Origin of the sequence: Streptomyces sp. CoH27 (assembly GCF_020181035.1) — a bacterium.
Classification (GTDB): Bacteria; Actinomycetota; Actinomycetes; order Streptomycetales; family Streptomycetaceae; genus Streptomyces; species Streptomyces camelliae.
On record NZ_JAIQYY010000065.1, the window covers coordinates 1 to 15,224 of the forward strand.

17 protein-coding genes are annotated in these 15,224 nt (G+C 70.1%); 10 read left to right on the forward strand and 7 right to left on the reverse strand.

Annotation, left to right across the window (positions count from 1 at the left end):
• Nucleotides 1–376 precede the first annotated feature (376 nt).
• Nucleotides 377–829, forward strand: coding sequence for a hypothetical protein (locus LE548_RS44020; RefSeq protein ID WP_225102659.1), 453 nt, complete (start codon nt 377–379; stop codon nt 827–829).
• Between the two features lie 65 nt (nt 830–894).
• Here LE548_RS44020 and LE548_RS44025 read toward each other — a convergent pair whose 3' ends face one another.
• Nucleotides 895–2,157: a S8 family serine peptidase gene (locus tag LE548_RS44025; protein WP_225102660.1), complete on the reverse strand. Its 1,263-nt coding sequence runs from the start codon at nt 2,155–2,157 to the stop codon at nt 895–897.
• 252 nt (nt 2,158–2,409) lie between these two features.
• Between LE548_RS44025 and LE548_RS44030 the strand changes: the two genes are divergently transcribed.
• From LE548_RS44030 to LE548_RS44050, 5 genes are all read left to right on the forward strand, one after another.
• Nucleotides 2,410–3,285, forward strand: coding sequence for a TrmB family transcriptional regulator (locus LE548_RS44030; RefSeq protein WP_225102661.1), 876 nt, complete (start codon nt 2,410–2,412; stop codon nt 3,283–3,285).
• A 189-nt stretch (nt 3,286–3,474) separates the two neighbouring features.
• Nucleotides 3,475–4,611 carry a sugar ABC transporter substrate-binding protein gene (locus tag LE548_RS44035; protein ID WP_225102662.1) on the forward strand — a complete coding sequence of 379 codons (1,137 nt, stop codon included), beginning with the start codon at nt 3,475–3,477 and terminating at the stop codon, nt 4,609–4,611.
• Between the two features lie 262 nt (nt 4,612–4,873).
• Entirely contained in the window at nt 4,874–5,254 is a 381-nt protein-coding gene (locus LE548_RS44040) for an STAS domain-containing protein (protein WP_225102663.1), read from the forward strand.
• A 172-nt stretch (nt 5,255–5,426) separates the two neighbouring features.
• Nucleotides 5,427–5,924 (forward strand): SigE family RNA polymerase sigma factor, encoded by a 498-nt coding sequence (locus LE548_RS44045; RefSeq protein ID WP_225102664.1) that lies wholly within the window; start codon nt 5,427–5,429, stop codon nt 5,922–5,924.
• Nucleotides 5,925–5,997: 73 nt separating this feature from the next.
• Nucleotides 5,998–7,281: a hypothetical protein gene (locus LE548_RS44050; protein WP_225102665.1), complete on the forward strand. Its 1,284-nt coding sequence runs from the start codon at nt 5,998–6,000 to the stop codon at nt 7,279–7,281.
• Here LE548_RS44050 and LE548_RS44055 read toward each other — a convergent pair.
• Together LE548_RS44055 and LE548_RS44060 are read right to left on the reverse strand one after the other, a co-directional pair.
• Nucleotides 7,271–7,561, reverse strand: coding sequence for a hypothetical protein (locus LE548_RS44055; RefSeq protein WP_225102666.1), 291 nt, complete (start codon nt 7,559–7,561; stop codon nt 7,271–7,273). The genes LE548_RS44050 and LE548_RS44055 overlap by 11 nt on opposite strands.
• A gap of 40 nt (nt 7,562–7,601) precedes the next feature.
• Entirely contained in the window at nt 7,602–10,091 is a 2,490-nt protein-coding gene (locus LE548_RS44060) for a SpoIIE family protein phosphatase (protein WP_225102667.1), read from the reverse strand.
• A gap of 236 nt (nt 10,092–10,327) precedes the next feature.
• On the opposite strand from LE548_RS44060, the gene LE548_RS44065 reads away from it, so the two are divergent.
• Nucleotides 10,328–10,906: a hypothetical protein gene (locus LE548_RS44065; protein WP_225102668.1), complete on the forward strand. Its 579-nt coding sequence runs from the start codon at nt 10,328–10,330 to the stop codon at nt 10,904–10,906.
• A 100-nt stretch (nt 10,907–11,006) separates the two neighbouring features.
• Nucleotides 11,007–11,402: a hypothetical protein gene (locus tag LE548_RS44070; protein WP_225102669.1), complete on the forward strand. Its 396-nt coding sequence runs from the start codon at nt 11,007–11,009 to the stop codon at nt 11,400–11,402.
• A 66-nt stretch (nt 11,403–11,468) separates the two neighbouring features.
• Here the strand turns inward: LE548_RS44070 and LE548_RS44075 are convergent, their stop codons facing one another.
• Complete coding sequence (locus LE548_RS44075) at nt 11,469–11,996, reverse strand: DUF1062 domain-containing protein (protein WP_225102673.1); 528 nt, start codon at nt 11,994–11,996, stop codon at nt 11,469–11,471.
• A gap of 428 nt (nt 11,997–12,424) precedes the next feature.
• Between LE548_RS44075 and LE548_RS44080 the strand changes: the two genes are divergently transcribed.
• Both LE548_RS44080 and LE548_RS44085 read left to right on the forward strand, forming a co-directional pair.
• Nucleotides 12,425–12,988: a DUF6230 family protein gene (locus LE548_RS44080; protein ID WP_225102670.1), complete on the forward strand. Its 564-nt coding sequence runs from the start codon at nt 12,425–12,427 to the stop codon at nt 12,986–12,988.
• Nucleotides 12,989–13,074: 86 nt separating this feature from the next.
• Entirely contained in the window at nt 13,075–13,581 is a 507-nt protein-coding gene (locus tag LE548_RS44085) for a DUF6114 domain-containing protein (RefSeq protein ID WP_225102671.1), read from the forward strand.
• Nucleotides 13,582–13,746: 165 nt separating this feature from the next.
• On the opposite strand, the gene LE548_RS44090 is transcribed toward LE548_RS44085, so the two are convergent.
• The 3 genes from LE548_RS44090 to LE548_RS44100 all read right to left on the reverse strand — a co-directional run.
• Nucleotides 13,747–13,950 carry a cold-shock protein gene (locus tag LE548_RS44090; RefSeq protein WP_031482971.1) on the reverse strand — a complete coding sequence of 68 codons (204 nt, stop codon included), beginning with the start codon at nt 13,948–13,950 and terminating at the stop codon, nt 13,747–13,749.
• Between the two features lie 229 nt (nt 13,951–14,179).
• A complete protein-coding gene (locus tag LE548_RS44095; protein ID WP_225102672.1) occupies nt 14,180–14,518 on the reverse strand; it encodes a MerR family transcriptional regulator in 339 nt (112 codons plus the stop codon).
• 319 nt (nt 14,519–14,837) lie between these two features.
• Nucleotides 14,838–15,224, reverse strand: a 387-nt coding sequence (locus LE548_RS44100) for a DNA-directed RNA polymerase subunit alpha C-terminal domain-containing protein (protein WP_308031187.1), incomplete at its 5' end; no start/stop codon positions are given.

Consider the following 15,224-nt stretch of genomic DNA (forward strand, 5'->3'; position numbering starts at 1 on the left):
GCCCGGCCTCCACAACCGCGCTCACCTGCGTCATCTCGCCTCCTCACGGTCCCCGACCGGAACGTGATGCCGTCCCGACCCCGTTCAAGGACCATACGTACGACCGCCGCACACGCGTGCCCCGATCCCGCAGTCGCCACCCCAACCAGCGATCATGGGCACGTGCGTTCGCATCATCCTGGGTGGCGCCGACAGCGGTACAGGCGCTCCGCGCCCCGATCCGAATACGGCGACGCTCCGCCTCGCGGCACTGGGATGCGATTCCTCCCCGCAAGAAGCAGGTGATCCACGCCCATGAGCGGAACCCGGCGCCGACCGCCGCAGCGCACCACCTCCGGCAGCCGTGCGGCGGACGGCCGTGGCAGGCGCCGTACCGGTGAGCGGAAGTGGTTCATCGGCTGAGGCCCAGGCCCTCGGCCGTACGGCGGCGGGCAAGACCGGCACCACGGACGACTACCGGTCGGCCTGGTTCATCGGCTACACGCGCCAACTCGCCACCTCGGTCGTCCTGTTCAAGGAGGACCCGGCCCACCCGCAGCTCCAGTCCCTGGCGGGTGTGGGCGGTCTGCGGAAGGTGTTCGGCGGCGACATCCCGACCGAGATCTGGACCCGGTACATGCGCGACGCCCTGGCCGGCCTGCCGGACCTGCCGTTCCCCGCCGCGCCGTCCCTCGGCCCCGGCACGAACGAGCCCGGCGTCCCCTCCGCCTCCCCCACCCCCGCCAGACATGTCGGAGGCAGGCCCGGCAAGCACCGCACCACGACAGCCACCCCGGGGCCGGGCACCCCGGCGACCGGCCCCAAGTGCCATACACACAAGTGCCGTTGACGGCACCGCGCCCCGCCGGACGGACCGGCGGGGCGCGATGAGGCGCTATGCGGGGACGTCGCCCGTCACTTGGTGAAGGCGGCGGTCCCGTTCGGGGTGCCGAGACCGGTCGGGCCGTCGTAGCCCTTGCCCGCCTGGCACAGGTAGCCGCCGCAGGAGCCGTTGGCGCCGCTCGTGACGTCGTTCAGCTGGTCCGGGTGGGCGTAGGGGTACGACGCCGGGACGTCGCCGGTGCCCGGGGTGCCCGCGAGGGCGTAGACACCGGCGATGAACGGCGCGGAGGCGCTGGTACCGCCGTACACGTTCCAGCCGCTGGCCTGGTAGGTGTCGTAGACGGCGAGACCGGTGGCCGGGTCGGCGACGGCGGCGACGTCGGCGACGGCGCGCTTGCCGCAGCCGGTGTCCTTCTGCCAGGACGGCTTGGCCTCGTACTGCGAGCAGCCCGAGCCCGCGCCGTTGCCGCCGGCGGACGTGCCCCAGACGGACTCGGACCAGCCGCGGGTGCTGCTGTCCTTCTTGAGCGAGGTGCCGCCGACGGCCGTCACGTACGGGGAGGCGGCCGGGTACTCGACGCCGTAGCCGCTGTCGCCGGAGCTGACGGTGATGGCGACGCCGGGGTGCTTGAAGTACTGGTCGTCGGCCTTGGTGTCGGTGGCGTCCTCGTTGCCACCATAGCTGTTGGAGACGTACTTGGCGCCCTGCTTGACGGCCTGGTTCACGGCCGCGCCGAGGTCGTCCATGCTGGCCGACTTGGCCTCGACGAGCAGGATCTTGCACTGCGGGCAGGCCGCGCTGACCATGTCGACGTCGAGGGAGATCTCGCCGGCCCAGCCCGAGTCGGGTGCGGGGTAGTTGGTGCCGCCGTCCTGGTCGGTCTTCTTGAAGCAGCCGTTGCTCGTGCTGCACTCCGGCAGGCCGTACTGGGAGCGGTAGGCCGCCAGGTCCTTCTCGGCGTTCGGGTCGTCGTTGGCGTCGACGATCGCGACCGTGGCGCCCTTGCCGGCGTCCTTGGGCAGGTTGTAGGCGGCCTGGAGGTCGGCCGGTCCGAAGCCCTTGGGGGTGTCGTGGTGGCCGAGGGACTTCTGCGTCTTGAGGTCGGTGCGCTCGACCGCCTCGCACGCCATGTATCCGGGCTTGCTCGGCTCGGAACAGAGCCGGTGGGTGTGCACCGTGGCGACGGACGCCGTGGTGGCCGTGGATGTGGTGGTCGTGGTCGCGAAGGCTGCCGACTGCGAGACGACGGCCAGGCCGCCGGTGATCAGGGCCGCTGCGGACAGCAGGGCGGGCGCGCCGCGGCGTATCGGGTTCCTTCGGCGATGGGAATGCAATGAACTGCCCTCCGTGGGGGGATGGGTGGCTCCGGGACGGCGGCCGGAGGCGGAGGCTGTACTGTCGAGTGCATGACAACCGCTTTCCGTTGGGGGTGGCCGAGCGGAGCTGTCTGACGGGCATCGTGTGTGCTGCCACCCCGGTCAGTGGTGGCTACGAAGGAGATTATTGACCATTTGCCGAAGAGAACAGGGCCAGTTGGTAAAACCTTGGCCCCAACTCCTCGGGAACGGCAGGTACCTTGTGCAGCCATGGAGCTTGAAGACAGAACCATCAGCGACCTGATGTCGCTGGGCCTGGCCCGGTACGAGGCACGGGTCTACCTGGCGCTCATCAGGCGTGGTTCTTACACGGCGGCCGAGGCGGCCCGGGAGGCCGACGTGCCGCGCCAGCGCGTGTACGACGTGCTGGACGCCCTCGTCCGGCGGCAGCTGGCCACGACCCACCCCGGGCGGGTGACCACGTACTCCGCCGTGACGCCCGAGCTGGCCCTCGCCCGGCTGATGGCCGTGCAGCGGGAGTCCGTCGACCGGCTGGAGCGGGTCTCGCAGACACTGGCCGGTGCCCTGCAACCCCTGTGGGCCCAGGGACAGGACCATACCGACCCCCTGGACTACATCGAGATCCTGCGCGACCCGAAGCGGATCGCCGAGCGCTTTGCCGACATCCAGCACCAGGCCCGCCACGAACTCCTCACCTTCTGCAAACCGCCGTTCGTCGCGCCCGCCGAGAACACCGAGGGCATCGCGGTGGTCCGCCGGCTCCACCGGGCGGGCGGCACCGTCCGCGCGATCTACCTCGACGACGCCCTGGACGACCCCGGCACGCTGGACCACGTACGGCGCTTCGCCGCCGCGGGGGAGGAGGCCCGCTTCGCTCCCGAGCTGCCGCTGAAGCTCGTCATCGCCGACTCCTCCCTCGTCCTGTGCGACATGCCCGACCCGGTGGCCGGCGCCGGCTCCACCACCACCCTCTTCATCGAACACCCGGCCCTCGCGAGCTGTCTGCGGCTCGCCTTCCACACGGTGTGGACGGAGGCGGTGCCCGGGGCGGAGGCGGTGCCCGGGACGGAGGCGGTGCCCGGGACGGAGGCGGTGCCCGGGACGGAGGCCGAGCCCGGCCGGTGAGCGGGCGATGTCCGTGCACGCCAAGTCCGGTTGATCGCATGGGAGTTCACTCACGAGCACGGTGGTCACGGCTCAATCACCTTATTGTCCTGACGTCTTGACGTTCCCTGTGGTTGTCGATTGGCTTTCCGCCACCTGGGTTGCCAGCTGCCCCATCCAGCTGCCCCGTCCCCCCGGAAGGCACCTGCTGTGAACGCTCCGACCTCCCCCCACAGGACCCGCGTACGCCATGGCGGGATCGTCCTGGCCGCCGCCGCGTCCGCTCTCACCCTCACCGCGTGCGGCTCCCTCGGCAACGTCGTCGGCAGCGGCGGCTCCGCCTCCCCGAAGGGCGACGACATCGTGGTGGGCCTGCTCCTGCCCGACAAGGACACCGCACGCTTCGAGAAGTTCGACCACCCCATCATCGAGAAGGAGGTCGCCACCCTTACCCACGACAAGGGCAAGGTCGTCTACGCCAACGCCGAGGCGGACCCGGCCACGCAGAGCCGGCAGTTCCAGCAGATGGTGGCCGAGAAGGTCGACGTCATCCTGGTGGACGCGCTGGACGCCAAGGCCATCGCGCCGGACGTGCAGAAGGCCAAGGACGCGGGCATCCCGGTGATCGCGTACGACCGCCTCGCACAGGGGCCGATCGACGCCTACGTCTCCCACGACAACGAGCTCGTCGGCCAGGTGCAGGCCCGCGCCATCGTCCAGGCGCTCGGGCCGAAGGCGCCGAGCAGCAAGGTCGTCATGATGAACGGCGACCCCGCCGACCCGAACACGGCCCGGTTCAAGGAGGGCGCGCTCGGCGAATTCCAGAACCAGGTCGACATCGTCGCGCAGTACGACACCGACAAGTGGTCGCCCGCGATCGCCAAGGCGAACATGAAGAAGGCGATCCGGTCGGTCGGGCTGAGCAACATCGCCGCCGTCTACTCGGCGAACGACGGCATGGCGGGCGCCGTCATCGAGGAGCTGAAGGCGGCGGGCGCGACGAGGATCCCGCCGGTGACCGGGCAGGACGCGAACCTGGACGCGGTCCAGCGGATCGTCTCGGGCGAGCAGTACATGACCGTGTACAAGTCGTTCCTGGACGAGGCCACCGACGCCGCGCAGATGGCGGTGGACAAGGTCAAGGGCAAGGACATCCAGTTCGACGCGCTGACCCGCGACACGGTCGACAGCCCGACGACGAAGAAGATCCCCGCGCGGCTCGTGCCGGTGGTCGCCCTCACCCGGGACAACATCAAGCAGACGGTGATCGCGGACGGCGTCTACACCGTCGCGGACATCTGCACCCCGGCGTACGCGGCGGACTGCGCCGCGATCGGCCTGAAGTAGCGGCCCCGACCCTGTCGGCTTCGCTGGGCGCTCCCGGCAACGGCCACGGCCCCGCGCTCGGCGTGCTCGCCCTTCCCAGCGGCCACCACGACCGGGTTCGCCACCTTCGGTGTGCTCTCGTGCTCCCCTCACCCGAATCCCGGCGGGGGCCGATCGGCCCATGCAGAAGGGCCGTACGGCACCCCAGAGGGGACCGGTCGCCCCTGCCGATCCCCTGCCGGGCGGATGACGCTGCCCATGAGGGCGCGATCGGAGGTCCGCTATGACCAGCGAAGACCGACGAGGAGAGGGAGTTGCGAAGCTGAGAGTGTCCCTGGCCCGCCTCGACGGCTGGATCGTCGCCAGTCTGGCAGGGGAGATCGACATGCTGACCGTGCCGGGACTGCGCGCGCACCTGGCAGAGCTGGTGGCCGATCACGGCCGCCGGCCTCAGGTGATCATCGATCTCGGCGGCGTCACCTTCTGCGACGTGCTCGGGCTGGGCGCGCTCATCGGCGCCCACCACATGGCCGCCCGGCGCGGGGGCGCGCTGCGCCTGGTGGTCCCCCCGGGGCGGGTGCGCAGATTCCTGCGCGTCACGAACCCCACCCATGACCTCAGGATCCACGCCACGCTGGTCGACGCGGCCGCCCCGCACAGTTGACCGCCGAACGGCCCCTGCCCCGTACGGTCGGGGCCGCTCCAGTTCGGTCCTGACCGGTCCGCTGAGGCACCCCGTCGGCCGGCGGGGTGCCTTCGGTTTGCCCGGGGGCGTAACGCGGAAGCCCCCTCACCGCGTGTAAGAGATGACGTCCGACCATGAAAGGACACACACGGTGAGGGAAGCACCCGCGGACTACCTGGAGTTCGCAGCCGCCCGCAGCGGGCCTCTGTTCCGGACGGCCTGCCTGCTCACCGGCGACTGGCACCTTGCCGAGGACCTGGTTCAGGAGACCCTCGCCAAGATGTACCGCTCCTGGCGGCGGGTCAGCCGCGCGGGTTCCCCGGTGGCCTACGCCGACACCGTGCTGGTGCGCACCTACCTCTCCCAGCGCCGTCGCCGCAGCTCCACCGAGCGTCCCAGCGACCGGCTGCCCGAGGCGGCAGGCCCGGCACCGGACGCGGAGCTGCGCATGGCACTGCTGGACGGCCTGGCCCGGCTGACGGCCAGGGACCGTGCGGTGCTGGTGCTCCGCTACTGGGAGGACCGCTCGGTGAAGGAGACCTCCGAGGCCCTCAGGCTGTCGCCGGGAGCCGTCCGCGCCAGGAGCATGCGGGCACTGCATCGCCTGCGCGCACTGCTGGGCGCCGACCTGGCCGACTTGGCGGCGTGACGACATGACGGCACGCCCCGGCGCCCCGGAGAGCTCCAGCACGCAGGCCCCAGCAGAACGGAGAAGACCCACCATGTCCCTCGACGAGGCGTTCGAGACAGAGCTGACCGACGCCATGAGCCGCACCGCCGGAGCGTTCCCGCCCCACTCCGCCGACCTGGTGCGGCGTTCCGTCGCCCGGGGCCGTCGGATGCGGCTGCTCGCCGCCGCCCGCGTCGCCGGCACGGCCGTGGCGGTGGCCGCGGTGGGCGGCACGCTGCTGACGACGGGCGCTTTCGGCGGCCACGGCGCCGGCGACCCGGGCCGGCTGCGGGCCGGCGCCCCGGCGCGCTCCACCGGGCAGTCGCCGTCCCGGGCACCCTCGTCGGTCAGCGGTGCGGAGATGCTCCGCACGTTCAAGAGCCTGCTGCCCTCCGGCGGCAGCGTCTCGGCGGCCTCGGGTACGGCGTCCCAGGCCGGCCCGCCCGTCGTCTGGCCGACGGCCAAGCTCACCTACTCCAGCGCGCGGGGCTCCGCCGGCCTCGACATCGCCCTCACCCGCCTGGACCCCGGCATCCCCGCCGACCAGCAGGGCGAGGGCGGCTGCCTCCCGGTGGAGGTGCGCCCCTACGACAAGTGCACCACCGAGAAACTCCCCGGGGGCGGGGTGCTCAACACCACCAAGTCCTTCACCTACCCCAGCAGTGACACCGGGCAGAAGCGCTGGTACGTCGTGCTCACCACCGCTGACCGGGTCCAGCTGACGGTGCAGGAGTTCGCCGGCGGCGGCGAGAAGGCATCGGCCGGCGGTGCCGATCCGCTGCTGTCCATCGCCCAGCTGACCTCGATCGTGCGCAGCCCGGCATGGAACAAGGCGATCACCGCCCTGCCGACCCCGGAGAAAACCCCCTCCACCACCCCGACCACCACCAGGAACCGCGTACCCGGCGCACGCATGACCCAGGTCCTGAGGTCACACCTGCCCCGGGGCGGAACCGTCTCCGACCTGAACGCCGACGACGGACTGATCCAGCTGGTCTACGACGACGGCCATGGGAAGAACATGGTCGAGGCCGACGCACAGTACGGCATGACCGACCTCCTGGACGGACACATGGACTGCACCGGTGTCTCCGGCCACTGCGAGGCCACCACACTGGCCGACGGCACCCGCGTCAAAAAGGTCCAAGGATCCTCGGAGAAGGGCGGCGCGGCCCAGGTCTGGCTGGTGGACGCCCTGTACCCGGACGGGCGCCGGCTGGCGGTCCGCGAGGTCAACTCCTACGCCGAAAGCGCCCCGGTGACCCGCCCCCACCCGGCACTGACCATGTCCCAGCTCCTGGACATCGCCCTCGACAAGCACTTCTTCACGTCCTGAGACCCTGTTCCTCCTCCCGCTCCTCCTCCCACTCCTCCATCAGGCGGATGCCCTCGTGCGTCAGCGAGACGGCGGCGGGGGTGTGGTGCGTGGTCCACTCCACGCTGATCAGGCCCTCGTCGGCCAGGTAGGCGCAGGCGGCGGAGAGATCGTCGTCGGGCAGGCGCAGCCCGTCGTGCAGCGCCGATCCGCTGACTTCGGGGCGGTTGTCCTCCACGGCCCCGTACAGGCAGTACAGGACCGCCGCCCGGTTGTTCTTGCGTTCGCGGAGTTTCGTCATGACTGTCGTTCTCCGAGGTGTGAGGGAGCTGGGGTGGTCGTCACCATCGTCGCCCCGGCGTGGGCAGGGCTTGCTCGCACCAGATGGTCTTGCCGGCCGTGCCGTGCCGGGTGCCCCATCGCTGGGTGAGCTGGGCGACCAGGAGCAGGCCGCGTCCTCCCTCGTCGAAGCTGCGGGCCCGCCGCATGTGGGGTGCAGTGCTGCTGCCGTCGGAGACCTCGCAGATCAGGGAGGTGTCGCGGATGAGACGGAGCCGGATCGGGGGTCTGCCGTAGCGGATGGCGTTGGTCACGAGCTCGCTGACGACCAGTTCCGTGACGAAGGAGGACTCTTCCAGATCCCATGTCTCCAGCCGTTCGGTGGTCAGGGTCCGGGCGCGTGCGACGTACTCCGGGTCGACGGGGATGTCCCAGGTGACGACCTGGTCGGACGACAGCGCACGCGTCCGGGCGAGCAGGAGGGCGACGTCGTCGGACGGGGGCGCCGTGAGCAGGGCGTCCATGACGGCATCGCAGGCGGCCTCCAGCGAGCCTGCCGACCGCGCGGTCGAGACGAGCGCGTCGCGGAGCCGGTCCAGCCCGTGGTCGAGGTCGAGCTCCCGGGAGTGCACCAGGCCGTCGCTGTACAGGGCCAGGGTGCTGCCCGGGGCCAGTTCGAGTTCGGTGGTCTCGAAGGGCAGGCCGCCCACACCGAGCGGGGGGCCGGCGTGTCCGGTCACCGCCGTCACTGTGCCGTCGGGGGCGAGGACGAACGGCTGCGGGTGGCCGGCGCCGGCGAGGGAGCAGCGCCGGGAGACCGGGTCGTAGACCGCGTAGAGGCAGGTCGCGCCCAGTTCCCCGGTCGTCGCTTCGCCGATCCCCGGAAGGTGCATGACCAGGTCGTCGAGGTGGGTGAGGAGTTCGTCCGGTGGCAGGTCGACATCGGCCAGGGTGCGTACCGCCGTGCGCAGTCGTCCCATGGCGGCGGAGGCGTGGACCCCGTGCCCCACGACGTCTCCGACCACCAGGGCTACGCGCGTTCCGGACAGCGGGATCACGTCGAGCCAGTCTCCGCCCACCCCGGCGCGCGTGCTCGTGGGGAGATAGCGGTGGGCGACCTCGACGGCCGGCTGTGCGGGCAGGTGCTGCGGCAGCAGACTGCGTTGCAGGGTCAGCGCGGTCTCGCGCTCACGGGTGTAGCGACGGGCGTTGTCGATGGCGCCGGCGGCCTTGAGGGCCAGTTCCTCGGCATCGGCGACGTCTTCCTTCTCGAACGGCTTGCTCGCGCGGAAGCGCCAGAAGGTGACCGTTCCCATGAGCATGCCCTGCTCGGTCAGCGGAGCGGCGATCAGCGAGTTCATGCCGTAGCCGAGCAGTCGCTCCGCCTCCTGCGGATGAGCGGCCTGCCATGCGCTGGAAGCACGCAGGTCGGGTACGAACAGTGCGGTCGGCCCGGAGCGCCGGTTCGGCGGGAGCGGCAGCGCGGACGGGACCAGTGCGCCGACCGGATCCAGCGGGACGTCGTCGAGGACGCCCTCGCCGGCCACGCGCCGCAGAGGTGTACTGCCGGCAGGTGTCGGTTCCTCACCTTCCAGGACGGACACGGCGAGGTCGACGGTGGCGAAGTCGGCGAACCTCGGTACGGACACCCCCACCAGTTCCCGGGCCGTCCGCGTCATGTCGAGCGTGGTGCCCACGGCCATACCGGCGTCGTAGAGGAGCCTGAGTCTGCGGTGAGCCTCCTGGGCCTGCTCAAGACTGCTTTCGAGGGAGCCGGCCATGGTGTTGAAGGCTGTTTCCAGCTGCCCGATCTCCCGCGCGCCGGTGCGCGGCATCCGCGCGGTCAGGTCGCCCTCGGCGAGCCTGCTCGCCAGGTGGGCCGCCCGGCGGACCGGCCAGACGATCACTCGCGTCACATACCCGGTGTACGCGGCGATGAGCAGCACCGACGCCGCGATCCCGACCCCGGCCGCGATGCCCGCGCGTCGGGCGTCCGAGTCGGTGGTGGCCTCGCGGGCCGTGACGGCGGAGCCCTCGGCGGTGGTGTAGCGGTCGAACAGGGCCCGCAGTGCGTCGACGCGGTGCTTGCCGTCCACGGTCACCGCGACACTGCTCGCCCGTGGATCACCTCGCTGCGCCATGGTGACCACGGGAACCGAGTAGTCGCGGATGTAGGACGTGCCGTCCCGGGCGATCCGCTGGGCCAGTGCGCGCTGGGCGGGGGAGGTGCTGATGCGCACGAGTTCCTGTGCCTGGGTGGGGAAGTGGCCTTGGGCGATCTTCCACGGCAGGAGAAACTGGGCCTGCCGGGTGATGACGAAGCCGCGCTGGTACGTCTCGACGTCGAGGACGAGGTTGTCGACCAGCCGTGCCTGGTTCTCCGCCGCCACGGAATGCCGTTCCGCCAGATTGGCTTCGCGCATGTCGCCGACCGACCGGAACAACACCCCGAAGGCGACCCCGACCAGCACGGTGAGCAGGGCACCCGCCAGAGCCGTCAGAGCGACAAGCCCCCGTCGCCCTGCCCTGCCGCGCCGGCCTCCAGCCGCCATACGTGCCCCGCGCTCCGCCGCCGTCCGGCAGCAGCCATTCGAACACGGTCTCACTGCAATGGTACGTGCGCGCCCCAGGGCCCTCCGGCAACAGATACCCGACGTGGAGGGCCGTCTGGCGGATGATCGAAGTGCGGTCGATTTGGCGCCCTTCGACCATGGCGTTGAAGGGCGGAGCGCGAAGCTGGTGACAGCCGGGCGTTCCGCCGAGTCATGCGTCGAAGAAAGAGAGAACCATGACGGCAACGACGGAGACCCCCACTCGGGAAAGGGCCGGAGCAGGCCAGGAAGAGCTGGGCGAGGAATCCGCCTTCGGACCGCTCCTGCTGGCTGCGATGCTGGCGCGTCGTGAGGAGCGTGGCGAGGAGTCGCTGATCGAGCATCCGCTTCTGCTGGCCGCGCTCGCGCGCCGCCGTGAGGAGGGCGGTGAGGAGTCGTTCATCGAGCATCCGCTTCTGCTGGCCGCGCTCGCGCGCCGCCGTAAGGAGCATGGCGAGGAGTCGGTCATCGAGCACCCCCTCCTGCTGGCCGCGCTGATGCGCCGGCGTCGTGAGGAGCGCGGCGAGTCGATCATCGAGAACCCCCTCCTGCTGGCCGCGCTCCTGCGTCGCCGCCGTGAGGAGGGCGGTGAGGAGTCGTTCATCGAGCATCCGCTTCTGCTCGCGGCGCTGGCGCGCCGCCGTAAGGAGCATGGCGAGGAGTCGGTCATCGAGCACCCCCTCCTGCTGGCCGCGCTGATGCGCCGGCGTCGTGAGGAGCGCGGCGAGTCGATCATCGAGAACCCCCTCCTGCTGGCCGCGCTGATGCGTCACTGACAGGAAATGGCGACACCCCTGCCCCCCGATCCTTGCCATCGCCGGAATCGGGGGGCAGGCCCCATAGGGCAATCGAGGACAGAGGACATGAGGAACGACAATGGCAGCTGAGCCCGGCGGACAATCGGAACGGGACCCCTTGGAGACCTTCATCGACGAGATCTTCGATGAAATGGTGCGTGATGCCGGAATGCCCCATACCGGCACCGGTGGCAGGCAAGGAAAGGACCCGCTGGCGGGAGCCCTGATGGAAGCGGCCGTGGCGTCTTTTTCCCGGCCGCCCTCCCGTGGCTCGGAACTGGAGAGGCTGTTCTTCGCGCAGACCCTCGCGACCGCACTGGCAGACGCTCTCGCGCCCGCTCTGTCGGACGTGCTGGCTTCGGAGATCATGAAGGTGCTGACCCACCACGCGGACTCCCAGAGGGACCCCGCCGCCGAACCCGCCGGTGGGGCCGGCCGCGCCCGCCGCTCTTCCGGAGGCGGCGAGCGTTCCTAGGGACCGTGGCCCCGGTGCGGCCTGTCCGACGGATCCTGCCGGACAGGCCCTGGGCCCGGGGAGGGCTCAGCGCTTGAGCGTGAAGGTGAAGTCGCCGGAGAGCCTGCCGCTCAGCCGGACTGCCGAAACAAGGCTCCCCTCCCTGACCAGTCTCTCGACTTCGGCCCGCGGAAGAGCGCAGCCTTCGGCGATCAGTCGTACCGGCCGGACAGGGATCCGCGCCGCGAAGCGGACCGACACGTCGATCACCTCGCGGTCCAGGTGATCCGATCCGCCGGTGTCGAGGCGCCAGGCGCCCGCCCAGTCGAGGGCGATGCGATTACGGCGCCGCACGACCGGATCCTGGAGCAACTCAGCTGCCAGGTCAGGGTCGTTGTCATGCATCCGGTCCAGCAGCTCAGGTCGTACGGAGCGCACGTTCGCCCGCTCCAGGACCGTGAGTTTCGCGGTTTCCCCGCAAGCGGCACAGAGCACGAGCAGCCAGGCGTCGAGGAGCTTGTGGTTCGCGTTGACGCGGAATTTGCCGTTCGCCCGGAAGCGCTCGGACGCGCACGCGTGGCAACGGCGGAGAACGGTAGGCAGGCAGGTGGGCATGACCACCCAGCGATTGAGCACAGAAGTACACCGGTTTCAGTGAGAAGTCCGCAGCAAAAAGCAGCGCGGCGCACAGGCGCGACGCGCGACAGATCAGCTCTCGGGAGGTCTCACAGGGTGTACAACGGCATGTCCTTGCCTGGACGACTCGGTTCGGCAGCACGGTAGTGGCGCACGGCGGCGCCGTTCCACCGGTTTTCACCGACGGTCGGGGCGACGGAACGACCGTGAAACGCGCACCACTCGGACGGCGGACCTGGCGTGCGGCCGGTTGACGTGCCCGGAAGCCTAGGATCCATTACCGGACAAATGGGGCAATCTCCGCCTTCGTGGTATGGCGGACTCACCTCACGACCGAAGGAGACGGGATGTCGCATCGCGCCGGGAGGACCCGGTGGAGGCGTTTCGCGGTGGTCCTGGTGCCCAGCATGGCAGCGTGTGCGGCGGTCGGCATCGCCATGGCGCAGGGAGTGCTCGCCGCGTCGTTCTTCATCTCCGGTCAGAAGTTCCAGTTCACCGCCGACTCCCTGACCGCGCGTGGGTTCAGCCTCTACGGCACGGTCGACGTGACCAGGAAACATGAACTCGTACCCGTCATGGTCACCGGATTCCGGCACGCGACGGTCAGCGGGCTGTGCCAGTCCATCGCCGTCGACATCCCGGTGCTGGGCACGCGGACCCTGCGGCTCACCGGCGGTGACGACCGGCCGGCCGAGGCGTCGGACATGTTCATCGACGCGACGACCGAGACGGTCAAGGACGCGACCTTCACCGGCCTCGACATCGGTGTCGCGCAGGGTGCCCTCACCAAGGGGCCGGTCGATCCCGGAGACAGGAACTCGCGGTTCTTCGATCCCGACGGCGTCGGCCAGCAGTCTGTGTCGACCACCCTGAAGGGCGTGCGGGTGAGCGCGGTCGCGCTGTCCGCCGGCACGTTCAGCGTTCCGGGCCTGCGCGTGCAGCTCGATCAGGGCAACCACGCCTGCCCCTGACCCGGGCGAGCCCCGGTGCGGGGGGCGTACGCCGGGTCTCGCATCCTCCTCACGGAATCGCAGCACCACTGATCAGGACAGGACGCGTGATCACCAACCCCCTCGGCAGACGCCGTGAACTGCTCGCCACGGCGCCGGAGTTCCGGCGAAGGTTCCGGACCTGGCGCGGCGAACGCCCTTTCTGGGCCGGGCTGTTCACGTTCAGTGCCGGTCTCCCCATCCTCTACTGGCCCTACGCGCACCTGGACCTGGGCGGGATTCCGCTCGCCCTGTCGACCACGTCCGGCGCCGGAGCCCTGGTGATCGGAGTTCTGCTCCTGACCCTGGGCGTCACGCTCTGCTGCCGCCCCCATCTTCGTGTCTTCGCCGGGGTCGCCACTCTTCTGCTCGCCCTCATCTCCTTTCCCGTCGCGAACTTCGGCGGCCTCTTCCTCGGTGTCGCCTCCGGCCTGATCGGCGGCTCCCTGGCCTGCGCCTGGATGCCGCCCACGGCCGACGAACCGCCGACGCCGACGCCGAAGGCGCCTGCGTCCCGAAGGAACTCATGTCGTGACCCGAGTCCTCTTCGAGAGCACAAGGATTCGCAAGAATGAACTGGAGAAAAAAAGAAAAGCCGGGCTTCGTGGTGGAGCCGGGCTGTCACTGGTCCGGTAAACCCGGAAAACAGGGGAACAATGAGCTGGGGCCCGCACCTCGAAGAGTGCGGGCCCCAGCCACATGATGCGCGAGCCACTGGCTCGCGACGGTTCGCGTCAGTGTCAGGCGGGAACGATGTTCTCGGCCTGCGGGCCCTTCTGGCCCTGCGTGACGTCGAAGGTAACCTTCTGGCCTTCCTGAAGCTCGCGGAAGCCCTGGGTGGCGATGTTGGAGTAGTGGGCGAAGACGTCCGGGCCGCCACCCTCCTGCTCGATGAAGCCGAAGCCCTTTTCCGCGTTGAACCACTTCACGGTGCCAGATGCCATATTGAATCTCCCTTGAGGGGCAGTACCGGACTCCGCACTGTGCGGAGCCGAGTCGCCGCGATGATCACCCCTCCGGAAAGATCCGGAAAGCTCTGCAAAGAAAAATCTCTGGCAATCAAAACTGCAACTGCTATCACGCTAACACAGATCCAGCCGCAGCACCCATGCATTTTTCGGTGCGTCCAGTAATTCTCGTCCCGCCGCAGTCCGTAATTCTGTACTGGCGGGACTAGGTATCCGCGCCGCGTCCCTCCAGCTTCCGGCGCATTTCCCGGTTCAGGCGGAGAGCGTCGTCGAGCTGGTCCTCCAGCGAGATGATGCGGCACGCGGCCTCGACGGGAGTGCCCTGGTCGACCAGTTCCCGGGCACGGGCGGCGATGCGCAACTGGCGGCGGGAGTACCGGCGGTGGCCGCCTTCCGAACGCAGGGGCGTGATGAGCCCGGCTTCGCCGACGGCCCGGAGGAAGGCGGGGGTGGTGCCGAGAACGTCAGCGGCCCGCCCCATCGTGTAGGCGGGATAGTCGTCATCGTCGAGGTTGCCGGCGACAGGGGCGTTCTCAGCGGGCATGGCACCTTCGTTTCGGGGACGCGGCGGGGAACCCAGGCGTGCGTGGCACCCGCGCTCCGAGGACTCAGCGCCATCTGCCTCGTGGTGCAACCCTATCTGCGTCAGGCGCGGACATATGGCCTCGCCGTGACAGATTTCCGCGTACGGCCGCGCCGGCCCCGTACGTCCTTCGCGTGCTGCCGAGCGCGGGCGGGGCCGGGGCTCGACTCACTCAGTGCCCGTGCCGCGGTGCGGGCCATCGGGGAGCCGAGGCAGCGGAGCCGGCGCGCTCATCGCCGGCTCCGCCGCCTCCTGGCTCCCCGCGACCCGGGCGCGGCGTTCAGTACTGCTCGGTCCCCATGAAACCCGTGCTGCCGTTGTCGTCCGCGCCGAAGGCGTCCACGGCGGCGGTCGGGTCGAATCCGGGCGGGCTGTCCTTCAGGGCCAGGCCCATGCCGGCCAGCTTCGCCTTGACCTCGTCGATGGACTTCGCACCGAAGTTGCGGATGTCCAGCAGGTCGGCCTCGGAACGAGCCATGAGCTCACCCACCGAGTGGACGCCCTCACGCTTGAGACAGTTGTACGAGCGGACCGTGAGTTCCAGCTCCTCGATCGGCAGCGCGAGGTCGGCGGCCAGGGCGGCGTCCACGGGGGACGGGCCCATGTCGATGCCCTCGGCGTCGATGTTCAGCTCGCGGGCGAGACCGAACAGCTCGACCAGCGTCTT